We start from the raw sequence: 24,866 nt of genomic DNA on the forward strand, positions 1-24,866 counted from the left end.
GAGTCAAATATTCTTTAGTCGCTACTAAGCTCATAAAAAAAATTAGATACTATACTGTTCTCAATACTTATAAAATGTTAAAAATGATTTAACAAGGAGGTATGCACATGCGGTTTGGCAGCACAGAGATGCTTGTTGCCTTGATGGAAAATATCAAAAGCATTAAAAAAACTTAAAAATGATATAATATGGGAAAAGAGCTGGAAAGCTAGCTTAATACTGCGATTTAGGATGTGGAAGGAAGAAATAGATGTCAAGCATTACAGTTTTCAGACAAATTCTAATAAAAGAATTAATTACAGAAGGTTCTAAGAGCAATACGACCAAACAAATCAATAAAGAGATCAATAACGTTATGGATGAGCTGAAAAAATTTGAAGACAATAAAACCAAAGCGTTAACAGAGGCCTCTTTAAGAGGGTCTGATCAGAACCAGTTGGATAGGTTCCGTCAACAGTTTGAAAACAATTCGTCAAGCTACCATTTACAGCGGGATGAACTCCTGCAGAAACTGGAAGCGGTCAGTCAATTTAAGATCGGTGAAGAAATAGTCCTTGCTTCCGTAGAAGGTCCCTACGAACTTCAAATTGGGCAGACCTTGCAAGAGGCTACCGTAGCGGAAATTATAATTAAAGACGGGATCGTTGTTGAAATTCGGAATTGTTAGATTTGTATTCGGTGATAGTCTCTTAACAAGACAGGAGAATGTTTTATGCGATTAACAATCGGTTCATCCTTGGGTTTTTCAGGAACAGCAAGAAGTGAAATAGCCAAAGGTGTATATGCCGTAGCAGATTTGGTGCAAACGACGATGGGTCCCTTGGGGAAAAATGTAATCATCGAAAGAAGATATGGTTATCCATTGGTAACAAAAGATGGTGTAACCGTAGCCCGGCATATTGTCCTTTTAGATCCGGCTCCATCCGTTGGCGTAAAACTTTGTCAAGAAGTAGCACAAAAGACAAACGATTTAGTTGGCGATGGAACAACGACTTCCATTGTCTTGTTCGCATCCATGGTAAGGCGAGGGATGAAACTCTTGGAGGCCGGCTATAATTCACAACAACTGAAAAAAGGCATGGAGTTGGCTTTGCAATCAGCCTGCGACAAGTTAGAAAAAATGAGTATTCCAGCTGACTCGATTGAAAAAATACTGAGTGTTTCAACGGTCTCCTCGAAAGACATGAAAATAGGAAGGCTTATTGCCGAAGCCATGGAAACGGTAGGAATAAACGGAATTATTACAGTGGGTTCCAGCCAACAAAAGAAGAGCTTCGTCGAAGTAAGTTCCGGTCTGGAAATTGAGAAAGGATATACCACTCCCAATTTCATTACCAAAGGTGACCGTATGATGATTGAACTTGAGGAAGCGTTTGTGTTTATGACTGACTGCCCCATAACAACAGTCAATGAAATGGATAAGATTCTCAATTGGTGTATCGCTAACAAAAGAAGCTTGCTGCTAATAGCCAATGATATTCGAAGAGATGCTTTAGGTGCTTTAGTCTGGGCCAAGAAGAGCGGCAGGGTAAACGGGGTGGCCATTGAAGCGATAGGTTCCGGACAGCAGAGACTAGATTTTCTTGAAGATATTGCGGTGTATACGGGTGGCAGTGTTGTCTCTACGTTGTTAGGAAGTTCTTTAGATAGTTGTAGGGTATCAACTTGCGGGAAGGCGGACCGGATCGTCGTGACAGGCGGGAAGACCGTTATAAGCAATGGTAAAGGTAAAACAGAGGATATAGAAAAGCGCATCAGGCAGCTCAGAACCTTGTTAGAGATGAGTTCTAGTAAAAAAGAGCAAGCTGTTTTCAAAAATCGAATTGCCAATTTGTCAGATGGTATAGCTGTTATTCAAGTAGGGGGCATAACCGACATTGAAATGCAGGAATTGAAATACCGGGTGGAAGATGGGGTTCACGCAGCCCAGACAGCTGTGAGATCCGGTATCTTGCCGGGGGGTGGGAAAGCTGCCTGGTGGGTGGCCCAGAACTTAAAAGATGAACTTGAAAGTATAAAGCTGGCGGGCAAGAACGAATTAAATGATGGATTAGCAAAGGGTTATGAGATCGTGATCAAAGCTATGGAAGAACCCATGATCCAAATGCTGAAAAATGCCGGCAAAGACTATGTGCAAATTATTAAATCACTCAACTCCGTACAATCTTGGGTTGGCTTTGACATTGTTACCAATCAGATGACGGATATGCTGAGAGGAGGTATCGTAGATCCCAGTTTGACCATAATTAGCTCATTAAGGAACAGTATCAGTTCCGCTTCCATGCTATTAACCTGTGAGGCTTTGGTGGGTGAAGGGTTATTTACCAAGTCTCAACCTGAGCTTAAAGATCTGACTACTTATTGAGTAAGTGTTAGGAAATATTAAAGTATACCTTCAGAAACCGGCAGAGCTAATCTGAGTGCAGAAAAAGCAATTTTTAAATAATTATTCACAATTAAAAGCAAAAAGGGGTTAATTGCATGGAGTCTATGATTCTAAAAGGTGAAAAGGCCAGGAATGCTTTGGTTCGTGGGATCAACCTGGTTACCGATTGTGTGAAGGCAACACTAGGACCAAACGGACATAATGTCGTTTTTGAAGAAAGAAGGCCCCGTTTTCCTACGACTACAAACGATGGAGTAACCATCGTAGAGCGTATTGATCTCCGAGATTCCTTTGAGAATCTTGGTTGCAGAATTCTCCAGCAAGCCGCTGGACAGACGAATAAAATGGCTGGAGACGGAACGACTACTTCGATTATTCTGGCACAGGGGTTTGTACAGGAGGGAATAAAGAACGTTGCAGCCGGTGAGAATTCTTTGGATATATTACAGGGTATGAGTAAGGCAATTGACTTAGTAATAACCAAGCTTAGAGAAAATGCCACTGAAGTAAAAACAATAGAACAAATCCAACAACTAGCGACCGTTTCATCCGGTGAGGAGGAAATTGGAAGAATCATTGCCCAGGCCTATCAAATAGTAGGAATGAATGGAATTATCCAGTTTGAACTGGGTAAAAAACAAGAAACAATCTTAGATATTGTGGATGGCATTAAATTTGCCAAAGGATATCTTTCTCCTCTCATGATCAATAAGCAGGAAAAGGCCTGCGTAGAGTTGGAGAATCCATTGATTCTGATTGTTGATGAGAGGATTACGTATATCTATCAAATCATGAGCGTTCTGGAAAGTGTTGTTTCCAGTCAAAGGCCCTTGCTTATTATTTCCGAGGACATCTCAATAGAACTATTGAAGTTGTTAGTGTCAAACAAAATAAATAGAACCATGGAGATCGCTGCCGTTACATCCCCTGGTTACGGGGAGAGGCGGAAAGCTTATCTGGAGGATATTGCCACACTTACAGGGGGAATGGTAATCTCTGAGGAAAACGGGATTACCTTGGAGGAAGTACTCAGCCAACATCTGGGCGGAGCTAAAAAAGTAATTGTCCAAAAAGAAAGCACTTCCATAATTGGCGGGTATGGTTCTAAGACCGAGATAGAGGAAAGAGCCCAACAAGTTAAAGCGCGAATTGCGGATGCTGAGGACGATTGGACCAAAGGTAAGCTTCTGGAGAGATTAGGATGGCTGAATGGAAAGATCTGTACTGTTAAAGTAGGGGGGGCTACAGAAGCAGAAGCGATCAGAAAACAATATTTAGTAGAAGATGCTTTGAACTCTACAAGAGCAGGGATCGAGCATGGTGTTTTACCCGGAGGCGGAGTTGCTTTACTGGAAGCAGCAAAAATTTTGGAAACTGTTCAAAGTGCTAATAAGGGTGAAATGGCAGGAAACAAGATTGTATCCGAAGTCTTAAAACTACCGGTAAAAATTCTCGCCGAAAATAATGGACGTAACTCCTTGGAGGTTATCTCAGAAATCATGACTTTACCTCAAGGATATGGGTATGATGCGTTAACAGACTGTTATGTGGACCTTGTGGAGCAAGGGATTTTTGACGCAGCAGAAGTGACTATTCAGGCATTGCAAAATGCTTATTCTGTTGCAGCTTTGGTCATTAATTCTGAGGGTTTAATCACGTATGAGGTCTGAAATAAAAATGACCATACAAATCCAAAAATTATTTAAATATATATTTGATTAATAAATAGAGGATAAAGATTTGTAAAAACACTTTGTTTGGGTAAGTATATTTAAAAATTAAAATGGGTGGGTGTATGTGATGAATAGTAACGTTCATTTTTGCCTAAAAAGTATACCGACTTTTTCCTCTCTGGACCAAAGAATACGTGGCAAGATGTGCTCTTTTGCCAGCCAGAGATTATACAAAGTTAACGAATATATTTTTAAACAGGATGAGGCGGCTGATACCATTCGTATATTGTTGTATGGCGTCTTGAAACTTTTTAGAGTAAATGAGTGTGGAACAGAAACCATTCTTGATTATGTATCTCCAGGCGAAGTCGTCGGATACGATACTTTCTTTCAGCAAAACGTTTATAATTATACTTCTTGTGTTGCTGTAATAGAATCTAGAATATGTTGTATAGATCGGGCCAATTTTGAAAGACTTTTGATGGATGAACCCACTTTAATGCAAACTACATTATCTGAAATGAGCAATTATTTAGCTAATTTAAATCAAAATATATTGGGTAATAAGATTATGCCTGCCAAAGAAAAATTAAAAAGCACTTTTTTATCTTTAGGCCAAGATCATGGTGTAGAAATTGAAGGCGGAATCAGAATCAATATAAAATTAACTCAGCAAGAAATTGCAGATTTGATTGGAATTTCCCGGCCGGTAGCCTGTCAATTAATTAGCGAACTTGTTGATGAAGGATTCATTGATAGAAAAGGTAAGACTTACATTATTCGCAAAGAGCATTTATGCCCTAATTTATTTATTATGAGTAAGTGGAAGGAATGTTAAAAAGGATCAATCTAACTGCTATTCCACCAATTTACCGTTCACAAACTTAACGGTTTTATCCGCAAATTCGATCACGATCGTATTCGTAGAGTTGTCTATTGTGTCCGGGTCCGGCACTACGGTTCCTAAAGAAAAACTGGAGCCTACATCATCGAATGGATTATGGAATACCCAGGCAAATTTGTAATGCTGTTCAATCCCGATGACCTGACGATTATCACCAAAGATAAACTCAGGTTCGGTCGAATGCCGGATTAAGTCGTGTCCGTTTTTCAGCTGAAAGTTGATTTTCAAATAATTGTCTTTGATCTCATGCGTCAACTCCATATCTTCAGAGGATACGGGAAATCCAACAGCAAAAAGACTTACAAAAATAAGGAGGATGACGGCTACGGCCCCTACTGTAATGGCTGCCTTTCGGATATAACCCTTCCGTACCTTCTTCAGATAGTCAAGTTCCCTGACCTCCGTTACCGGCACCTCTTCCTTGATTTCATCCGTCATCTCCTGATAGAAAGTCCGGCAGTCTTCACAACCAGCCAGATGTTCTTGTATTTCTTTATTACTGGCTTCACTGGTAAGACCTTCAATATGAGATGGTAATAGGTCCTTGATTATATCACACTTCATTGAACTCTCCCCTTCATCATTTTTTGTTTCCCCCTATAGAAAGTTACCCTGGCCCAGGTCTCATCTCTGCTCAGAATCTCCCCAATCTCGCGAAAACTGAATTCTCCTGTGAGTCTCAGGTACATCACTTCCCGCATTGGTTCAGCCAACAGATGCAATTCTTTAAATAAGCTCATTTTCCCGTCACGCAGTACGATATGATCTTCCACAGAATGATCTGCCGAAGGAATTTCCGGGGAGAGCTCTGTCGTTTGTGTTCTTTTATTCCCGGCCAGCGTCTTATACCAAATATGTTTGGCAATCTGACAAAGCCAGACATAGATTTTACAGGTCCCATCATAACTTTTCAGCGATTTAAGGGCACGGTAAAAAGTCTCCTGCATCAGCTCTTCTGCGATTTGTTCTTCGTGGCAAAGACTCAATAAGTATTTATAAACCTGGCGTGCATACTCCTTATATAGTTGCTCGAACTCCTGCATCCATTCACCTCCTCCGAACATATATCCAAAAAATGAACAGTCCGTTACATCATCATGAAGAAAAAGCACCGAGATTTCGGTGCCTAAAAAATATAGCCTATTAGGATGTCCTTAATACCCCACCTCCCTGCAAGCAGTATAAACCCTCCACTACGGGGGAAAGTCAAGGCCATTACTCCTTTTTCTCTTTCTTTTTCTTTCGGGATAGGGACGCCCCACCGAAGCCGCTGATCACAGCAATATAGAAGCCAAAATCATACCACCAGCCTGTATTTACAGTCTCATAGATGCTGATATTGTCCTTAAATAACCCGACAATCAGTGAAATGGGCGCAATCCACCCATGCCAAACGCCCCATAAAAAGCCTGCCGGTCTTTCAGAGGTATACGTGCCATCTCCCGGTATACATCCTGTCAATGTAAAGGAAATTAAGATTGCCATAATCATGAAGATGATATATTTCTTTTTCATATAGGCCTCCTTACCCAATTACTTATTTTTATTCCGTCAGTATTTCCTTAATCAGGTCAATACCATTATAAGATATTTCTAGCAGAAGCAAAATAAGATTCAACATGGAACAATTTTGGAATCAATCATCCAATACTCCCGGACAGCAGAGAGCCTGACTTAGAGCTATACATACCTCCCCTGCCGTATGCTTGACGGAATGGCAAATCTACTTTATTCTCTATTTATTGAAAATTTTTATTGCACGTCAACTGTGACAGGAGATAAATCATGGACTATTTAGGCAAAAATATACGGAAGCTCGGTTTTGGACTGATGCGGCTTCCGATGATCGAAAAAGAAATTGACCTTGCGCAGACCAAAGAAATGGTTGATCTGTTCATGGCCAAGGGGTTCACATACTTTGATACGGCGTACGGCTATATCAATGGGAAATCGGAAGAGGCCATCAAGATAGCCCTTGTTGACCGCTATCCCCGCGAGAGCTTTCAACTTGCGACTAAGCTTCCGGCCTGGGTGGCTGCCACTGCCAAAGAAGCGAAAGAAATGCTCCATACCTCGCTTCGGCGCACAGGAGCCGGATATTTTGATTACTATCTGATGCATAATGTGAGTGAAAGCCGCAAGAAAGTCTTTGATGACTTCGGTATCTGGGATTATATGCTGGAGCTGAAAGAGAAGGGACTTGCCCGTCATATCGGTTTTTCCTACCATGACAAGGCTGATTTACTCGACCGTATCCTGACTGAGCACCCTGAGACAGAATTTGTTCAACTCCAGATCAACTATGCTGATTGGGAAAGCGAATCCGTCCAGTCGCGCCAATGTTATGAGGTGGCACTTAAGCATAACAAACCGATCATCGTCATGGAGCCTGTGAAGGGCGGCGCACTGGCCAACCCGGCCGACAGTGTCCGGGAAATATTTGAAGAAGCCGATCCGAAAGCTTCTTTAGCCTCTTGGGCCATTCGCTTTGCCGCTTCTTTGGACAAGGTCATCACTGTGCTCAGCGGGATGTCTACCACCCAGCAGATGAAAGACAATCTTTCCTATATGGAGGGTTTCCGCCCTTTAAGTCCAGAAGAAAAGGCCGTCATCGTACGGGCACAGCAGGCGCTCCATGTCATTCCCTCTATTCCTTGTACCTCGTGTGCGTATTGTCTGAAAGGATGCCCACAGCAAATTCACATACCGGTTTTTTTAGATGCCTTGAACCGGAATATGATCTTCGGTGATTTACAAGGTGCCAAAAGAACTTATCAAATTGCCTTGATGCTGGGCAGCACAAAGCCTTCCGCGTGTATTGCCTGCGGCAACTGTGAAGACGTCTGTCCTCAGCAGATCCATATTATTGATACGTTAAAGGATGCTGAAACTCTCTTGGCATAGGATCAATTCGTTTGCAGTTCAACCATCTTCGCTTGAATTGCATTCAATAAATCCTGCCAGGTCTTGTTATATTTTTTCAGGAACGGGATGGGGTCAATATGATCTGTTTCCCGATAGGCATAAGAGATATCCATATGGCTGAAGATATCTTTTTGGGGGTCCCAACCATACCGGATACAAGCATCTGCAACCAAAAGGACGGTCTGATCCCAAACTTTTTTAAACTGCTCGGGCTGATTTCCTTCCGGTTCACACATTTCTACGGAAAGGTACCTTTGGTTGGCTGTTTGGGCAGCATGCCAGGCCACTTCGTCTTCCGGAATCATTTGCACGGTTTCAGTCCAATCTGCAACATAATGGGTGGAGGAATAACGGTTAGGGTAATTAAAGTATTGAACTATTTTCTGCGCGGTGGCCCCAGGGTCCGCTGTGGAATGAATCACAAATCCTTTGGGGGATAAAGGCGTAGCCGGCCGGTTGTAAGAGAGCAGCTGTATCCCCACTTTAAGACTCGGGAAACGGACCGGAAGCGTCCTTGACTCCGTGAGACTTCCTGAGCTTGGTCTGAGGATTCCTGAGCCATCTGCATCCGCAACCACCTTAAAAGTGTAGTTGCCAACGTCCTGAACGCTTTTGTCATTAAGCGTCAGGATTATTTTTTGACCGGTCGTAACGTTCAGCCCCGATATCTTGACCCTTTGTCCAGCATCGAAAATCTGTTCAGGGGTTAATGCATTCATGGTTCCGTTTATCGTGATTTTATCCTGCCCAGCTATCGCCAAGTACTTATCCGGAAGGAAGAACTCCATGGTTCCGTTGTTCAAGGTTTCCCCAGGAAGATAGACCAGGTAAATATTCTTGGTGGCTCCCGCGATTGTACTCGCCGGAGATACTGAAAGTTCGCCATCGTTGGTATTGGCTAAATTAATGATCCGCTGCAGGACCGAAAATTTAACTGCATTCTCTCCGCCAAGTCCCGTCACCACCGTAAAAGGTGTGATCTTCCCTTTGAGATATTTTTGCGTAACCTCCGGCAGGGTGTCACGCACGAGAATAAGCGGGGATGATGATTTAGCAGCCAGTACAGCACCAGTTAAAGCATCGGCGAACTCTGTTCCTTTGGGCCCCTCACCCACAGCAACAAACAAGCGGGAAAAATCCAATTGGCCGGAAAAATACGCTAAAACCGCTGCATTGGTGGCATAACGGTCAGAACCAGCTAACCGGAAAGCTCCCGGCACTTGTTGGGCTACCCCCTCGCTGATTACGCCTGTACCTCCAACAATATAGGCTTGCTCAATGGTCTGTTTTTGCACATATTCATTGACGCTTTGCGGCAGCTTGTCTTTACCGGCGAGTAAGATCGGTATTTCCGCTTGTGCTGCCACAGCCGCAATGGAGAGTGCGTCCGGATAATTCTGCCCTGTTGCCAGAATCATCTTGTTACTGTTTAACGCTTCGGCAATCATTACCGATGTTTCATAGCGGTCATTACCGGCGAGACGAACAATCTCGGTCACACCGGCTTCACGCAACGTTGTCTCAATCTCCGCAGAGATGCCCGAAGTCCCGCCTGTAATAAAAATGCGTTTGACACCAAGCCGTTGAATCTCACTCCGTGCATCAACATTCAGGGATTCAGACTCCGTCAGCAGGATTGGAGCATGATACTTCGCCGCCAGTGGCCCGGCGCAGAGAGCGTCTGCAAAGTCATCGCCGCGGGCCAAGACAGCATACTCCGACGATTCCCATCCTTTCTGGGAAATGGCTGCCGCTGTCGCATAACGGTCTGAACCATAGATTCGATCGATTTGAGTCGTATCTGCATTTGCTGAGCTTGTCATCCATCCGGTGAAAAAAAGAAAACAAAATATAAGTAATCCACTGGATCGAAGGTGTCTTAATAATTTTATGTACAATCTGCTTTCCTCTTTTGTTTTATTTCTTGTCAAATCATGATGTTTCCATAAGAGAATTGTACTATATTTATTCCTTTCACCACCAGTTGATATGTTTTCCTCTTCTAGAAATAGATGTAAAACCTCCAAACAGAAATTGTAAGGAGGTTTTATGAATCCAGGATTTTATTTTTCAATAATGGGCATTACAATTCTGGTCAGAAGCTCACTCTCCGGAACATCGCTGGGCGCATTACAGTAGTATTCGTAATACACGCCAGCCGGTTTGCAGCCATTTTCTTCGATCCAGCGGAACATTTCGTTATAAGGCTGCTCCATCCCGCTATAGGGTCCCTTGTAAATGCAGCTGGCAGATTTGCCGGCTGGAATCTCCCGAGCATGAATCTCCTCCTTATCCGGGAAAAGCTTAGCAACGGGAAGCCCCATTTCTACATCCAGGTTTTCCATATCCAGGTTGTAGTAGGCAGTATACGGAGCATCGACCGGCTGGACACCGAGTTCATTCAGATACCCCATGATTTTCCCATAGCTTTCGCCGATCACTTTCGGCAGTTCGGCCACGGTCGTTTTCGCTGTGACCACCATGGCAGGCTGAGCTTTACGCTCCGAAAGTTCAATTTTAAACATGACACTTTTCTCCCTTTCAAATATTTTTGTTCCATTAAGTTTTCACTATCTCTAAGTTTTCACTACCTCTATCTTACTGGAATGCATTGACAATAGGATGTCATATTTGAGGAGCTTCGTATTTTTCTAAAGCCAGTTTTAACCGTTCGGTAACGATTCGCCGGATATGTACGGGCTCCAATACTTCAACATAGCTGCCGAAAGAAAGGATATAGCCATAGACCCACTCATCTTCCGGAAAGTCCACCTCGACGACCAAAGTGCCGTCCTCATTTTTTGTAATGAGTTCTTCGGCAAAATCATCGTAAATCCGGTTTAAGATCCTGGGCTGAAACTTTAGTTTAAGATGGACAGAATCCGGTAGGCCGCTTGCCTCTTCTTCCCATTCCGGACAAAGCCTCGGGGTAAATGTTTCTTCCAAGACCATAACATTTTTAACTCTGGTCAGACGAAAAATGCGGTGCCCTTCCCGCTTGCGGCAGTAAGCAATTAAATACCTGGTATGGCCTTTGTACAGCAGCCTCTCCGGTTCAGCCGAACGGCTGCTTTTTAGGCCATTGGAATTTACGTAATCAAAGGAAATTACCCTGCGCTGCCAAATCGCTTCTTTAATATCGTTGAATTTATTCTTTTCATTGGGCGTGCTGCTCCAATAAGAGAAATCGATCTCGATCCGATCTTTGCGGGAGGGCTCCTTAAACACCGCTCCAAGTTTTGTCAGGATATCCTCACTTTGCGGATATCTGGTAGCTTGCAGGGTCTGCAAAGCAAGCAGCAAACCGTCCCTCTCCTGCTCACTGATCATGACCTTGCTCAGAGAATACTCCTCCAGCAGTGATATTCCCCCGCCGTTGCCTCTGGTCATCACCACCGGAACCCCGGACGTGGATAGAATATCAATATCCCGGTAAATCGTCCGCACTGAAACCGGTCGGAGAGCTCACCGGCAGTGATGGTCCCTTTATTCAATAAAAGAATAATCATTTCCAAAAGCCGGTTGATCTTCATCGTTTCACCTCTTAGAACATATGTTCTATTGTTATTTTATACCATCAACAGATTAAATGCAATAATTAAATATAGTAGGAGGCCAAATGGCTGATAGAAAATCTCGCCTATTGCTATTTATTCAATAATAGCTAATACTAAAATGTCAGAGTTTTTTTATCATAATGGCAATTATCTTATGGAAAGATTCTCGCTTACTCAAAATAATATGATCATGAAGGGGTTAACAGATGAAAAAAGCAAATACCAAACATCGTCCAGAGAAACAAGCTTCCCTTATCGTTGATAAAGAAAATGAATTGTTAAAGTTCCTTATCGCTCAGTTGCCACAACAAGGGAGAAACTCTATTAAGTCACTTCTCGCCCATCGCCAGATTTCTGTAGACGGCGAAGTAACAACTTTGTTTAACTATCCGTTGGTTGCTGGTCAAAAGGTTAACATTAATCGGAGCAAAGTCTATCAAGAAAGAAGAGAGCTCAAGCCCCTGGGGCTAAAGATTTTCTTTGAAGATGAATATCTTATCATCATAGAAAAACCTGCCGGAATGCTTTCAATCGCGACCGACAGAGAAAAGGAATTAACAGCTTATAATGTTTTAAGTACACATATCAAAAAAAGAGATAATCAGAGTCGGGTTTTTGTTGTACATCGACTGGATAGAGAAACCTCCGGGGTCATGATGTTTGCCAAAAGTGAAGAGATAAAGGAAAAACTCCAAAACGCCTGGAAGGAAGTTGTTCTGGAAAGAAGTTATGCCGTGGTTGTTCATGGTCCCCTAACCGACGATCAAGGGACCATCACCTCTTGGTTAACAGAAAATAAAGCGCTTCGAATGTACTCTAGCAAGACTCCCAATGGGGGGCAAAAAGCCGTGACCCATTACAAGGTATTGGAAAAAAACAATTCCTATTCTTTATTGGAGGTAAAACTGGAGACCGGCCGCAAAAATCAAATACGTATTCATATGCAAGATATCGGGCACAGTGTTATCGGGGATATAAAATATGGAGGAATAAAGAGCAGCATCAACCGGTTAGGACTTCATGCTCACATCCTGGCTTTCAAGCATCCGGTAACCAATGAAATTATGCATTTTGAAAGTCCGATTCCTAAAGAGTTCTTGAGTCTTTTTCATAAAAAACAAAATAAGTAATCCTAAGGAATGATTTGCTTTACTCGACCTACAATGCCATTACTTAGCCGGACTTTAATTCCATGAGGATGATTCGATGAATTCGTTAGAATATCTTTAACGATTCCTTCGGTCAATTTTTCTGTTCGCTGATCTTGTTTTTGTACGATAAAAACGTGTGTGCCGGGCTTAATATTTGCACGATTATTTCCATCCATCAATATGAACACCTACTTATTGCTAATTTTCTGGCAGCTAAATCTCAGAGAAAATATCAGATAAAAGTATTTCCAAATCCGGGAAGACAGTCGATTGAATCGTATCTCCCTGCTGGAAACTCCTTAGATTGTCTATATCTCTTTCTTTAGAAAAAGCGTATTGAAGAATGCTTTTGTTTTCCAGACTTACAACCCAGTATTCTAAAACACCACTTTTCATATAGAGATTTAATTTGATAACCAGATCTTTGCCTTTGGTCGAAGGCGACAAGACTTCGACCACCAGAGTCGGTATGCCTTCATACTTGTTCTTTTCATTAACCTTGTCTTCATCACAGATCACGATGACATCCGGCTGGACAACATTCGGATCTTCTTCAAACTTGGTCGCATAACCGAAAAGACGTATATCCAGCGGAGCGGTTAAGGATCGACAAGTTTTTCCCCTAAAATAGTTATAAAAATGACCGGATATTTCGTTAACAACTACCTGGTGGGTAAAGGAAGGTGAAGCTAACAGATAAATCTCACCATCGATCAGTTCGTACCTTTGATCAGAGGAATCAACCAGCTCCATATATTCTTCATAGCTCACCGTTTTTGTCGATCGATATGTATTTGCTTCTTCGTGGACAAGGAAATAGTCCGGTTCGTTATAACGGATAAGTTTGGCAACACTCTTGCCGTTCTTGGTAATAATAATATCTTCCTTCTCTACCAGAGAAAGATATTTTCCAAAAGCATTTTGCATATCTGTGGTATTGATACGCATAAGATCACCTTCATCCTGGATTTACTAACTTAGGTATTATTATAAAAAATATTAGCTACTACGTCAATTTATTATTAGCTAATGTTCTTTTCTCACATTTTTATAAAGCGAGAATGATCTCGCTTTCCTATCACCAGAGCCTTATGGCGTAGTGCTGATTATCGCACCGTGGAATTACCCGATACATCTTTGCCTTGAACCGTTAATCGGTGCAATATCCGGCGGGAACTGTGCAGCCCTCAAGCCTTTCGCTTATACTCCGAGTACCAGCCGCGTTTTAGCTAAAATAATTTCGGATATTTTTGACCCCGAGTATATCACAGTCGTGGAGGGCGGCAGAAATGAAAATCAAGCGCTGCTGGATGAAAAATTCGATTCCATCTTTTTCACCGGAAGCGTGGCCGTAGGAAAAACCGTCATGGAGGCCGCATCCAAAAACCTCACACCTGTGACGTTGGAGCTGGGAGGAAAAAGCCCTGTTATTGTGACCGAGACAGCTAATTTGCGTCTGGCAGCAAAGCGTATCGCCTTCGGCAAAGTGCTTAATGCCGGGCAAACCTGTGTCGAACCAGATTATCTGATGATCCATGAATCCGTCAGGGATCGCTTTCTAACCGAATACGCCAATGCCCTGAAGGATTTTTTTCCTTCGTCAGATATGTCCGACATGCCGGTGATTGTAAATGAAAAGCATTTTAAGCGCCTTGTCGAGTCATCCCAAGCCTCTGGCGCTCTATTTGTTCACTTCAAGCAAAGCGATGGAGGATAAAATCCTGGAGACCTGTTCCTTTGGCGGCGGCTGTATCAACGATACGATCATCCATCTAGCCACACCGCACATGGGCTTCGGCGGTGTGGGATATTCCGGCATGGGTCAATATCATGGCAAACTCAGCTTTGATACTTTCACCCATTATCGCAGCATTGTCAAAAAGTCCACTTGGCTTGATCTGTCCATGAGATATCACCCTTATACAGATGGAAAGTTCAAACTAATCAAACGTTTTTTGAAGTAGAAGTATGATTCCTTCTAAGCTGCTTAAAATAAAGACTGGAAAGGGCAAGTTAAAATAAAGGAGGGCTTATCATTAACAAAACAAAGTTAATTGCATTATCCCTAACCGTTGCTTTAATTTTTACTTTGTCATTGTCTTTCGTGGTAATTGCTGCTACGGAGCAGAATAGCCCGAACGTACAATCCCCGTCCTGCTATGACAAAATGATCGACAGAATATCGCAAGAAAAGGGAATTTCTAAGGAAGAAGCTAAAGTTCGATTAGAGGCAAAGCTCAAGGAGATCGCCCAGAAAAAAGGTATTACGGTCGAAGAACTGAAAAAGCGGATGGCGGAAGGTAAATGCTGCAAAGGCCACGGAAAAATGGATGAAGCGAAACTTAAGGAAATAGCTGAAAAAAAGGCATAACGGTTGAAGAGCTAAAGCAGAGGATAGAAGAACACCATAGCAACAAGGAAAAAGCTCTTCAGTAGCGGATAGAAACCCTGCTGACAACATGATTATTCTTGCCCTTTCCTTTACTATTCACCTCAATACTGATCCCTTTGAGCACTTATTTTTTTTTGTCAAATGATTTCATCGGCATGGATTTTGGCAATGATCCTTTATTTCGTGGTACAATATATCGGGCGATTAGGATGTAACCGACAATAAGAAGCCTTACCGCTGACCATACCAGCGATAAACTGTGATTTGCAATCAGGGAGCAAGATATGATTCTCTTCGGACATTTAGGATTGACAGGATTAGCTGCAAAAGCAGCCGAAAAATCCTTAGGAAACATCAAAATTGATTACAGAGTCGTCTTCGTCGGGTCCATTTTGCCCGACTTGATTGATAAACCTATCGGCCGTTTTTTGTTTGCCGAAACCTTCCATACCGGTAGAGTATTTGCACACACGTTATTGTTTATCTTCCTCTTATTGGGGATTGGATACTATCGTTGGCATAGATATCAAAAAAGTGGTTGGTTGGTGTTGACCGGAAGCTGTCTTTTCCATGACGTATTTGACGCCATGTGGATGATTCCGGAGACATTTTATTGGCCGCTTTACGGCATGAAATTTTATGCGTCAACAGAAGGGTCATGGCTTCAAGCAGATTTGACCAGCCTAATGACCGATCCGGCATCTTATGTGCCGGAGATTACGGGGTTTATCATCATCCTGTATTTCATCCGAAAATTGATTGTACACCATAGGGCTAAGGCTTTCCTCCAAAATGGCGTACTATAAAGAGCAGTGACTCGGCCGCCCGGCACATGGATACATAGAGACTTACGTTTTCAGCGTCCGCAGGTACGCCTTTGCTTCGTCGCCGATCCGGTAACTCTCAATCGCTTTCTGGATAGCTTTGTTGTGCGTCCACTTCTCCAAACGCTGTTCCTGTATGTACGGCAAGACCGCTTCGTACTGCTTGGCCAATGCCGTTGCGAAATACCAGGCGATCATCATGTTGATATAGTATTCGTCTGACCGGATAACCGCCACAAGCTCAAGCATCTCCGGCTGGAAATCGTCATCGAGATAGAAGCGCATCAGCATTCCGATCCCGAATCGCACCGTATAGGTCCGGCCGGATACCAGCCATACTTTGATTTTTTCGTAGAGTTCGGGCAGGCGCTTTTTGAATATCTTCGGTGAAATGAGGTCACAGGTTGCCCAGTTGTCTATGTACGGCAGAAACTCGTCAACGGCGGCAACAGCAGTATCATAATCCCTGATCGTTTCAATCAGGAAACCGTGCAGGTTATTTTCTTCATAATACGCATGCGGCAGGATTTTGAGGAACTCCGAAGCCTCCGGCGTTTTGGAAAACTCCCTGGCGAGCTTCCGCAGATCCGGTGTGCGGACGCCGATCACGTTTTCCGGGTTCACCGTCGGCATAAGTTTGCACGCAAACTCTTTGTATTTCAGATCCTGCAGCTCGAATAGCCGGCGCAGTATCTCTTCTTTGCTGCTCATATCGTTATCCCTTTCATCAACAGAATGTTATTCTGGGATTTATATAAAATTCATATAGTTTCCCGCGCCATGATGTATTAAAACACCCGAGGAAATTCTCCCTCGGGCTTCTTTAAAAAATCTAGCAGCAGCAACCACGCCTCCGTCTTACAGGTGGATGACATGGCGGATGATGATAAGCAGGCGGCCTATGGCTTGGCGGCCAATGACGCGTTCCTGCTAATATGGGCGATACTATCCCCACCGTATTATTAATCGGCGCGACTACAGGTTTTCGTATAATATATTTGGCCAGAAAAGGGAGAAACGCTAGACCGGAAAGATACATATTAATCATCTCCTACATTCTGTTTTCGTCTCCCAATACTATCTTATGTAGACATCCTATTGGTTGTCCCATAATAGAAGGCGAACTGACTAAAAAAGATAAGTAATTGTAATCATCAGCAGTTTGATCATTTTTCACTTGTATTTTTTAAAAAGTGATTTTAGCATAGGAAACATAAAATGCTCTTTATTCAAAGAGTATAAATTCCAGACTGCTTCTTGGCGTTTTATAAGAAGCGCATTGTCGGAGAGTATTTTTAAATGGTATGAAAGTGCAGATTGCGATATTTTAAAGTAATCAGTTAATTCGCATACGCATTTCTCGCCATTCTGATAAAGATGGAAAAGAATATTTAGCCTTAACTCATCCGACAATGATTTAAAGCAAGTTGCATAGTTAGAAAATGAAGAATCTATGATTAATGCCTCCTTTTATATCAAATAAAATCGATAACAATATCAAATATACTTGATATAGCTAATTATATGAACAATATCTATCTCCGTCAATAATGGAAAGGGGGGCGAGAGATACTCTCCCCAACCTCCCCAATCTAGTTCATACACCCATCTCATCCTGTATATATTTTTTAATTTCATCTTTACTTGGGACTCTTCCCATGGATTTTACTTTCTCATTTACAACAACGGCCGGAGTCTTCATAACACCGTATGCCATTATTGTTTTCATATCTTTGACCTTCTCGACTGTCGCGTCTATACCCATTTCTTTAATCACTTCATCGGTTTTCTCTTTTAGACCATAATCGGAACAGCAGGATACCAAGACTTTAATATTCATCTTGTAATCAATCCTTTCTTTGTTTTGATATATCACTAATCTGCATTAATGCAGGTACAATGATTGATTTTTCTAGACTAAAATTATATTAAAAAAGTAGCCGATAAATACAATGGTAACTGCCATAATTCCTATAAATACTGCAAGTAATTTGGGCTTTAAAACCTTGCGGAGTATTATCATTTCCGGCAGGCTTAATGCCGTTACCGCCATCATAAACGACAACGCCGTACCCATAGGGACTCCCAGCTTAGTGAGTTCGCTGACAATAGGCAGTGTGCCTGCAGCATTGGAATACAGGGGTATCCCAATAATAACGGCGATTGGAACTGCAAAAGGATTGCCTTTCCCTGCATACTTTGCAAGCCAGTCACCAGGAGCCCAACCGTGTATGGCAGCTCCAATTGCCAGGCCTATAACGACATACGGCCAGATTTTCTTGAGCAAATTCAGGTCATAGCTCCATGCATCTGAAATTCGCTGCTTCCAGGTAGGCTTTACTAGCTCAGCATCGCCCATACGTATAGAAAATACATCGTCTTCAAGATATCTTTCCATCTTTAGTTTACCAATGATGAATCCTGCAACAATTGCTATGATTACTCCTGTTGTAATATATAAGACAGCTATTTTCCAACCGAACAAGCCCCAAAGCATGACGAGTGCAACCTCGTTTACCATTGGTGAAGATATAAGGAATGAGAAGGTTACGCCCAAGGGTATTCCTGCTTCTATAAAACCTATAAATACGGGAACAGCAGAACAAGAGCAAAAGGGAGTAACAATACCCAGAAGGGCGGCAACAATATTACCGATAAACCCGCGCGCTTTTCCTTGCTCCCCCAAAAGTTTTTTGGTTCTTTCAGGAGGAAAGAAGCTCCTTAAAATTGATACGATGAATATGATAATGATCAGCATCAGGAAGATAACTATCGCATCTGTGAAAAAGTATTCTACGGAGTCCTTAAAACGTGCTGACTCCAGAAATTCCGGATTCGTGCCGAACAAGCCAAAAATCCATTTTAACAATGCAGTTAGCAAATTGTATAAAAAACTTGATGTATGACCAATTACTGCAAACACCTATTCCACACCTCCAATTTTGAATATTATGAGTTATTGCTGTTGTACTTGCTGAGTTTGCTGCGCTCTTTCTATAACAAAGCTTCCTCATATCAAAATGTTTTGTTGTATTAATCAAATTATTTTGATATATTAGAGTATATGCTACGTGAAACAAAAAGTCAACACATCAAAAATAATTGATGCATTGACTTAATTCTGCAAGACCGCCCTTAAAGTGTTAATACTGTCTCATATCATACTATCAGTGAGAACTATTAAAATTGCTATACAAGGAATCTTCCGATTCGGTTGTTGACTAAATCATCGACCGCTTCGCTCGCTTCAAATAAATTAGCTGCATAGGCATCCGCTTTTATACTAGCTGCATATTTAACCGTTACCGGTGCACCACCGACGATGACTTTAACCTGTGAACGCAGCCCCTGTTCGGTTAATGCGTTAATGATATAGCCTAATTCCGGCAGCGTTGTAGTCAAAAGCGAAGACAACGCCAGAACGTCCGGTTTATACCTTCGGACAGCCTCGATAAATGATTTCACCGTGACATCAATGCCCAAGTCAATAACCGTGTACCCGCTGCCCTGAAGCACCATAACGATTAAGGACTTTCCGATATCATGTAAATCTCCTGCAACTGTGCCAATTGCCACAATCCCCTTTTTCGAACCACTGTGTCGTGATATTATCGGTTCCATTACATACATCGACGCATGTGCCGCTCTGGAGGACATCAGCACATCTGTCACATAAATTTCCCCATTAAACATTCTTAATCCAAGATCTTTAAACGCCGGGTTGATAGCAGTGTCAATAATTTTATCTGTTCGAAGCCCGTTATTGAGAGCTTCTTTTGTCTTATCCATCGCCGTCTGGGTCTGGCCTTTTTCAATGGCTTCCTGAAGTTCAACTAGTACTTTTTCCATTTTTCATCCCTATCTTTTATGGTATTTTCGGAATTGAGTTGGCGTAATCCCTTCAGATGTTTTGAACACCTTGGTAAAATAACCAGAGTCCGAAAAGCCGACATTTTCAGCAATAGTCTGAATTTGATAGTGGGGATTCAAAAGAAGTCTTTTCGCTTTTTGGATGCGTACCTTTAACACATAATCATTAATTGACATGCCCATATGGTCTTTAAACATTCTACTGGCGTAACCAGGGCTCAGGCAAACCGAATCTGAGATAGCTTTCAATGAAAGATTTCTCATATATTCATTTTCAATATATTCGATCATCATTTTTATATTTGCGTTTAAGGGTTTATTTTGTGTTTCCTTAATGCGTTCTAAGTACGCGTCCACAGCTATTGAAGCAAGAACACAGAGGTTTTCAACAGAATTTGTTTCATAAATCTTACCGATATAGTTGTTATTGATATCCACAAACTGTGACATTTCCAAGCCCATCTGGGTTGTAACCCGTAACAGAATTACCAGCAATTCGGTCATTTTGGCACGTACCACTGATAAATTGTTGTGTGATTCATACCTCAGCCCAAATATGATCGTCTGAAGATAGGCTTTTGCTGATTTTTCGTTTTTGTACAACGCTACCATTATTTCGTTTTCGTCAACCAGCGAACCGCCTGAACTGCTGCCGAGCTGTTTTTCTAGGATTTTTCTGTTTTCAATTTCAGCATAATACATTGACTGCTGGCTGGCGAATTCCTTAATCTGTTCATAATTCTCCCACCCAGCTTTCGTGATATAATTGGCAACCACATAGAGCAGATAAGCTGCCGCCTGAACCTGATGACCAGATATAATTGGAAGTTCGCGCACCGCTTCAAATAGATCCTGAAAGTCTGTGGTAAGCGACTTGTTCATTTCTCTGAGTTCAATCCAAAAGAACTCTTCCGGCTTCCACATCAGCACTTGACCACAAATAATCGTTCCCACATGCTCTCCGTTCAGTATGATCGGTGCAGCCCATTCAATCAGACCTGACGGACAGCGGAAAATGTATGGTTCACCAAACATGGCTGCCTGTTTCCCTGCCCTTTTATAGGCACTCTGGCACCTATTGTTTCCACCTTTCAGTCCATATATAATACGGCAGAATCTACAGCATTTTTTAGTGCCGCTTCTTGGGAAAATAGATATGCCCTCAACATCAACAATATCGGCCATCAAACTGGTGGTCGTTGTAAATGAGTCCAATATTTCTTTCAAGGTTCCGATATCCACAAAGTCAATGATTCTGTTTTGACTTGTTTGATCTTTCATTCTGACCGCCTATAAAAACAAATATCTTACCTTCAGGTATTATTATATCATCAATTTTCAGAATTAAATATGAAGGATAAACAATTATAGAACTCCTAGTGGACAATGTCTTATATATTCTAAAAACCTCCTGCATAATGTTTTTTCCATCATCCAGGAGGTTACCGTTTTTACCATGTTTTGTTTTGTTCAAATATATATCAGTCAACGCCTATAGTTTATCTACCTTATGCCATGCTTCTGCCAGCGGCTCTAAGCGTGAATCTCCTACAAGAATCGAGTTGCCTTTTTCGTTCATAAGTATCGGCAAAAAGATATAATTGCCTTTCTGTCCATATTGCTTCGCGCATCTTTCTCCTTCAGCAATTACATCTTCCGTCGAAGCATTAATATAACTGACTGGCCCTGATGAGTCCCACCCACCTTCTACAATTAGACGGCCTTTATATTTTTCCAAAATTCCCTCGATATCGTTGCTAATCTGCGCAGGAGTCCAAATTCTTGCACCCATTTCAACAAAATCTTCAATAATTTCTTCACATTTTCCGCATGTATGCTGTGCAAAAATGACGCCTCTTGAAGTGATCGCTTCAATTATTCTTTTATGAGACGGTTTAATCAAATCACGATACACCGTTGGAGACATAAATAGCCCATTCGCAGTAGCTATATCATCAAAGTAGGTGATCACATCTGGGTGATACACATCAATAAAACGGTTGTGACACGCAATCTTGTACTCGGCAAACGCTTCAAAGAATTCCTTGCATGACTCTGGGTCTTCAATCAATGAACAGAGTGTGTTTTCAAAACCCATAAAGGTAGCCAGTCTTTCAAACAAACCGACTCCACTAAAAACATTCACAATTTTTTCTTCCCTATTAAAGTTAGGCAATTCAACTTGAGCTGCCTCATCAATGCCTAACGAATCGATGTCCGGGAAGTGAACATATTTTTTCCAATCTGCAACATCATCAAACATAAATTTGTTAGGCTCTGGAATCACACCCTCTTTCGTTGCAATCCAATTAACACCAAATGGATCAACGCCCCCAAAAAAGGGCTGATCGGCATTATTTGTTCCCATTAAGCCTAAATTGTTTAACTCAACAAAATATGGAATAAATTCAGGTCTTCCTCCATTCAACATTGCTTGAAAATTTTCTCTCTGATTCATTTAAACCCATCCTTTCATTAACAAGTTAGAGTTTATAAAATCCTTATAATCTCTAAATCTTTGTGGATACAAGGTTATCCTGATCATTTATCTTAGGAAACTAACTCCTTCGCCTTTACAGCAGCACCGCCTGCATCAGGAGCATAAGCATCGGAACCGATTGATGCCGCGAATTCTGGTGTAACAGGTGCTCCACCGACAATGATCTTGAAACCAGTCGTTCCGCTAGCTTTGATTGCTTCAACAGTAGCTTTCAATGCGGGCATGGTGGTTGTTAGAAGTCCTGACAAGGCCACTAAGGTAACGTTTTGAGTTTCTTTGATAGCCTCAATAAATTTAGCGATCGGTACGTCTACACCAAGGTCGACTACTTCAAATCCAGCGCTTTCAATCATCATAGCTACCAGGTTTTTGCCGATGTCATGAAGATCCCCTTCAACCGTACCAATAATGCAGGTACCTAAGGAAGTGGAGCTTCCTCCGGCTAGAAGCGGTTTTAGCACCTCGACACCCTTCGCCATCCCTTTAGCAGCCATCAACATTTCAGGAATAAATACTTCTCCTGAAGAAAATTTGTCTCCCACAACTCCCATGGATTCGATCATCGCCTTGAGTATACTTTGAGCATCATTTCCCGCGTCTAACGCTTCTTGTACTAACCCTGGAACAAGTTTCGCTTTTCCTGCCTCAACCATTGCTTTTAATTCTTCCATCTTAGGCATTACTACGTCCTCCTCTTTAGTTGATTTAATTTCGAGAGAGTTATTTTAAAATTATTTTTTTTGACCAAATAATTCTTCTCGATAGGCTCCAATGTATTCCATGCAGTAGTCGTCTTTCCCTAAGAGTGCTTCTGTTGCATAGATCATCCCCATTAAATCTTGGTTAGTTGGAGCGATAATCCCACTATCCATTCCCGCGTTCATCGCCAGTACGATAAATGCCTGATTCACCAGTCTTCTAGCCGGAAGATTAAAGGAAATATTGCTTAACCCTCCGGTTACGTGGATAGCTGGATACTGCGCTTTAATGTCTTTAATAACGTCAACCACCATATTAATACCATCTTCAGACGTACAGAGCATTTCTACCAACGGATCGATGTGCAAGCGTGATGGGGCAATATTGTGTGCTTTGGCTTTCTCCATGATCTTCCTAAACACTTCCATCCTTTTTTCGGCTGTCTTAGGAATTCCGGTGTCATCGCACAAGAGGGCCACGCATTCCCAATTCGTATCCGCGATGACAGGAAACACGAGTTCGATCTTGTTCCCTTCACCGGAGACTGAATTGATAATCCCTGGCTTTTTGCAGAACTTCATGGCTTCAACGCAGATATGGGCATGGGGACTGTCTATCGCTATCGGCTTATCGGTAACTTCCTGGACCAAGTCGATAAGCCATTTCATCGTTTCGAGTTCAAGGCTATCTTCCACTGATGCACATACATCAATGAAGTTTGCTCCTGCATCAGCCTGAGTTTTGGCTAGATTACGAATAAAGCCTGCATCCTTTTCAGCGATTGCTCTTGCTACAGAAGGAATTGCACCATTAATTTTTTCACCAATAATAATCATGCTTAAGAATCTCCTATCTACTTGTATAATACTTCTTATAATACTTCTTATACTATTGAACGCCTTCTTCACCTGTGTAGTTCAAATTTCCAGTCGCTTCTCCTTTCTGTGTCACCTCCGATCCGTCTAGGGCTTTCTTGATCATCTTCAAGTCTGTCAAATATTGCGATCAGTTGTTCTTCCAGTCCTAATTGTGAAACATTAAATACGATCAATACTAAACTGACTAGTACATCTTCATTTATCGAACCTGCTGATTCATGGGTGTGGCAGTATACTTCATCCCCTGTTGAAGAAATCATAACCGAATGATTGTTGGCAGAAAGAAATCCTTTGACATGTCCGATAATACCGCCTCGGTCCAAGACCCAGGAATTCAGCGCCTTGATTTCATTTTCTATGATGTTTTTTATCTTATTACAATCCTCATGCTGAATCGTATTTTCACCTGAGACTGCAAATGCGCCTTCCTGTATTGTCGTTTTAATTCGATATTTTCCCCGTTTTGACAATTCTGTATCGCTGCTGAATTCAACCACTTCTTATCACCTGCAATATCGTCTCATCAATTTCACTCATCCCACTGATGCGGTATAATGCGGCTTTGTCATTTAGGTTTCGAACGTCATTTTCGATTTTATTCAGTGTTTCTTCATCTACAAGATCTGTTTTATTGATAAGAATGATCTGTGCATTACTCAGTTGTCCTTCAATCAATCTCTCTAAAGGAATGCGGATTCGTTGCCAGCGGCTAGCATCAACTATTGTCACGATTCGGGCTGTCATCCTAAGATTATTGTAAATTGAATCTGAGATGCTGCTTGGATATGCAACGCCTGTTGCCTCAATGATCAGCCATTCGGGGTCATTTTTACGCGCGATGTCTTGAATGCCTGTGATGAGATCGTTGTTTAAACTACAACAGATGCAACCTGAGAAAATATCTCTTACTTCATAGCCATTTCTTCGTAATACTTTATCGTCAATCCCAACCTGACCAATTTCATTTTCTATAATTGCAACAGTTGTCTCTTTTATTCTTTCAGAACTGTTAACAATAGAATGCGCCAACTGCAAGAGGACACTGGTTTTCCCTGAACCCAAAAACCCGCCTAGAATAATTATTTTGATTGCAAGTCCCCCCCAGTC

Annotated in this window: 28 protein-coding genes and 1 pseudogene; 9 read left to right on the plus strand and 20 right to left on the minus strand. The window is 41.9% G+C overall.

Annotated features, from left to right (window positions below; translation table 11 throughout):
• Positions 1–250: 250 nt before the first annotated feature.
• From AB3489_RS11735 to AB3489_RS11750, 4 genes are all read left to right on the plus strand, one after another.
• Positions 251–667 carry a YlqD family protein gene (locus tag AB3489_RS11735; RefSeq protein WP_368293037.1) on the plus strand — a complete coding sequence of 139 codons (417 nt, stop codon included), beginning with the start codon at positions 251–253 and terminating at the stop codon, positions 665–667.
• Positions 668–712: 45 nt separating this feature from the next.
• The gene (gene groEL / locus AB3489_RS11740; protein ID WP_368293038.1) at positions 713–2,365 is read left to right on the plus strand and encodes a chaperonin GroEL; all 1,653 of its coding nucleotides are present in this window, start codon (positions 713–715) and stop codon (positions 2,363–2,365) included.
• Between the two features lie 116 nt (positions 2,366–2,481).
• Complete coding sequence (locus tag AB3489_RS11745; protein WP_368293039.1) at positions 2,482–4,056, plus strand: molecular chaperone GroEL; 1,575 nt, start codon at positions 2,482–2,484, stop codon at positions 4,054–4,056.
• Between the two features lie 130 nt (positions 4,057–4,186).
• Positions 4,187–4,897, plus strand: coding sequence for a Crp/Fnr family transcriptional regulator (locus AB3489_RS11750; protein ID WP_025205267.1), 711 nt, complete (start codon positions 4,187–4,189; stop codon positions 4,895–4,897).
• 18 nt (positions 4,898–4,915) lie between these two features.
• On the opposite strand, the gene AB3489_RS11755 is transcribed toward AB3489_RS11750, so the two are convergent.
• From AB3489_RS11755 to AB3489_RS11765, 3 genes are all read right to left on the minus strand, one after another.
• Positions 4,916–5,527: a zf-HC2 domain-containing protein gene (locus AB3489_RS11755; RefSeq protein WP_025205266.1), complete on the minus strand. Its 612-nt coding sequence runs from the start codon at positions 5,525–5,527 to the stop codon at positions 4,916–4,918.
• On the minus strand, positions 5,524–6,006 hold the full coding sequence (locus AB3489_RS11760) for an RNA polymerase sigma factor (protein ID WP_368293040.1): 483 nt from the start codon (positions 6,004–6,006) through the stop codon (positions 5,524–5,526). Before AB3489_RS11760 ends, AB3489_RS11755 begins: the two co-directional genes overlap by 4 nt.
• A gap of 172 nt (positions 6,007–6,178) precedes the next feature.
• Positions 6,179–6,478 carry a hypothetical protein gene (locus AB3489_RS11765; protein ID WP_368293041.1) on the minus strand — a complete coding sequence of 100 codons (300 nt, stop codon included), beginning with the start codon at positions 6,476–6,478 and terminating at the stop codon, positions 6,179–6,181.
• Positions 6,479–6,748: 270 nt separating this feature from the next.
• Between AB3489_RS11765 and AB3489_RS11770 the strand changes: the two genes are divergently transcribed.
• Positions 6,749–7,867 carry an aldo/keto reductase gene (locus AB3489_RS11770; RefSeq protein WP_368293042.1) on the plus strand — a complete coding sequence of 373 codons (1,119 nt, stop codon included), beginning with the start codon at positions 6,749–6,751 and terminating at the stop codon, positions 7,865–7,867.
• Positions 7,868–7,869: 2 nt separating this feature from the next.
• Here the strand turns inward: AB3489_RS11770 and AB3489_RS11775 are convergent, their stop codons facing one another.
• The 4 genes from AB3489_RS11775 to AB3489_RS11790 form a co-directional block, all read right to left on the minus strand.
• Complete coding sequence (locus tag AB3489_RS11775; protein ID WP_368293043.1) at positions 7,870–9,711, minus strand: cell wall-binding repeat-containing protein; 1,842 nt, start codon at positions 9,709–9,711, stop codon at positions 7,870–7,872.
• A gap of 240 nt (positions 9,712–9,951) precedes the next feature.
• On the minus strand, positions 9,952–10,413 hold the full coding sequence (locus tag AB3489_RS11780; protein ID WP_368293044.1) for a GyrI-like domain-containing protein: 462 nt from the start codon (positions 10,411–10,413) through the stop codon (positions 9,952–9,954).
• Positions 10,414–10,513: 100 nt separating this feature from the next.
• Positions 10,514–11,335: a helix-turn-helix transcriptional regulator gene (locus AB3489_RS11785; protein WP_368293045.1), complete on the minus strand. Its 822-nt coding sequence runs from the start codon at positions 11,333–11,335 to the stop codon at positions 10,514–10,516.
• Entirely contained in the window at positions 11,278–11,421 is a 144-nt protein-coding gene (locus AB3489_RS11790; RefSeq protein WP_368293046.1) for a hypothetical protein, read from the minus strand. The genes AB3489_RS11785 and AB3489_RS11790 overlap by 58 nt, the downstream gene beginning before the upstream one ends.
• A 230-nt stretch (positions 11,422–11,651) precedes the next feature.
• Here AB3489_RS11790 and AB3489_RS11795 point away from each other — a divergent pair, with 230 nt between their 5' ends.
• A complete protein-coding gene (locus AB3489_RS11795; protein ID WP_368293047.1) occupies positions 11,652–12,575 on the plus strand; it encodes an RluA family pseudouridine synthase in 924 nt (307 codons plus the stop codon).
• 2 nt (positions 12,576–12,577) lie between these two features.
• On the opposite strand, the gene AB3489_RS11800 is transcribed toward AB3489_RS11795, so the two are convergent.
• Positions 12,578–12,772 carry a YwbE family protein gene (locus AB3489_RS11800; RefSeq protein ID WP_025205259.1) on the minus strand — a complete coding sequence of 65 codons (195 nt, stop codon included), beginning with the start codon at positions 12,770–12,772 and terminating at the stop codon, positions 12,578–12,580.
• A gap of 37 nt (positions 12,773–12,809) precedes the next feature.
• Positions 12,810–13,544 carry a type II toxin-antitoxin system prevent-host-death family antitoxin gene (locus tag AB3489_RS11805; RefSeq protein WP_368293048.1) on the minus strand — a complete coding sequence of 245 codons (735 nt, stop codon included), beginning with the start codon at positions 13,542–13,544 and terminating at the stop codon, positions 12,810–12,812.
• Positions 13,545–13,665: 121 nt separating this feature from the next.
• Between AB3489_RS11805 and AB3489_RS11810 the strand changes: the two are divergent.
• The 3 genes and pseudogenes from AB3489_RS11810 to AB3489_RS11820 all read left to right on the plus strand — a co-directional run.
• Positions 13,666–14,560: pseudogene (locus tag AB3489_RS11810) on the plus strand (aldehyde dehydrogenase family protein); the annotation flags it as partial.
• Between the two features lie 131 nt (positions 14,561–14,691).
• On the plus strand, positions 14,692–14,967 hold the full coding sequence (locus AB3489_RS11815; RefSeq protein WP_368293049.1) for a hypothetical protein: 276 nt from the start codon (positions 14,692–14,694) through the stop codon (positions 14,965–14,967).
• A 305-nt stretch (positions 14,968–15,272) separates the two neighbouring features.
• On the plus strand, positions 15,273–15,794 hold the full coding sequence (locus tag AB3489_RS11820; RefSeq protein ID WP_368293050.1) for a metal-dependent hydrolase: 522 nt from the start codon (positions 15,273–15,275) through the stop codon (positions 15,792–15,794).
• A 42-nt stretch (positions 15,795–15,836) separates the two neighbouring features.
• On the opposite strand, the gene AB3489_RS11825 is transcribed toward AB3489_RS11820, so the two are convergent.
• The 11 genes from AB3489_RS11825 to AB3489_RS11875 form a co-directional block, all read right to left on the minus strand.
• Entirely contained in the window at positions 15,837–16,523 is a 687-nt protein-coding gene (locus AB3489_RS11825) for a DNA alkylation repair protein (RefSeq protein WP_368293051.1), read from the minus strand.
• A gap of 462 nt (positions 16,524–16,985) precedes the next feature.
• A complete protein-coding gene (locus AB3489_RS11830; RefSeq protein WP_368294631.1) occupies positions 16,986–17,270 on the minus strand; it encodes an ArsR/SmtB family transcription factor in 285 nt (94 codons plus the stop codon).
• 139 nt (positions 17,271–17,409) lie between these two features.
• Complete coding sequence (locus tag AB3489_RS11835; RefSeq protein WP_368293052.1) at positions 17,410–17,652, minus strand: thioredoxin family protein; 243 nt, start codon at positions 17,650–17,652, stop codon at positions 17,410–17,412.
• Positions 17,653–17,724: 72 nt separating this feature from the next.
• Positions 17,725–18,735 (minus strand): permease, encoded by a 1,011-nt coding sequence (locus tag AB3489_RS11840; protein WP_368293054.1) that lies wholly within the window; start codon positions 18,733–18,735, stop codon positions 17,725–17,727.
• Between the two features lie 266 nt (positions 18,736–19,001).
• Entirely contained in the window at positions 19,002–19,661 is a 660-nt protein-coding gene (locus AB3489_RS11845; RefSeq protein ID WP_368293055.1) for a B12-binding domain-containing protein, read from the minus strand.
• Between the two features lie 9 nt (positions 19,662–19,670).
• On the minus strand, positions 19,671–20,963 hold the full coding sequence (locus tag AB3489_RS11850; protein WP_368293056.1) for a PocR ligand-binding domain-containing protein: 1,293 nt from the start codon (positions 20,961–20,963) through the stop codon (positions 19,671–19,673).
• 211 nt (positions 20,964–21,174) lie between these two features.
• Positions 21,175–22,140 (minus strand): uroporphyrinogen decarboxylase family protein, encoded by a 966-nt coding sequence (locus AB3489_RS11855; RefSeq protein ID WP_368293057.1) that lies wholly within the window; start codon positions 22,138–22,140, stop codon positions 21,175–21,177.
• Positions 22,141–22,232: 92 nt separating this feature from the next.
• Positions 22,233–22,862, minus strand: coding sequence for a corrinoid protein (locus AB3489_RS11860; RefSeq protein WP_368293058.1), 630 nt, complete (start codon positions 22,860–22,862; stop codon positions 22,233–22,235).
• A 51-nt stretch (positions 22,863–22,913) separates the two neighbouring features.
• Positions 22,914–23,717 (minus strand): methyltetrahydrofolate cobalamin methyltransferase, encoded by an 804-nt coding sequence (locus AB3489_RS11865; RefSeq protein WP_368293059.1) that lies wholly within the window; start codon positions 23,715–23,717, stop codon positions 22,914–22,916.
• A gap of 68 nt (positions 23,718–23,785) precedes the next feature.
• Complete coding sequence (locus AB3489_RS11870; protein WP_368293060.1) at positions 23,786–24,256, minus strand: hypothetical protein; 471 nt, start codon at positions 24,254–24,256, stop codon at positions 23,786–23,788.
• Positions 24,249–24,848, minus strand: coding sequence for a GTP-binding protein (locus AB3489_RS11875; RefSeq protein ID WP_025205254.1), 600 nt, complete (start codon positions 24,846–24,848; stop codon positions 24,249–24,251). Before AB3489_RS11875 ends, AB3489_RS11870 begins: the two co-directional genes overlap by 8 nt.
• Positions 24,849–24,866 lie beyond the last annotated feature (18 nt).

Origin of the sequence: Dehalobacter sp. TBBPA1, from assembly GCF_040931655.1 — a bacterium.
In the GTDB taxonomy this organism is placed as follows: Bacteria; Bacillota; Desulfitobacteriia; order Desulfitobacteriales; family Syntrophobotulaceae; genus Dehalobacter; species Dehalobacter restrictus.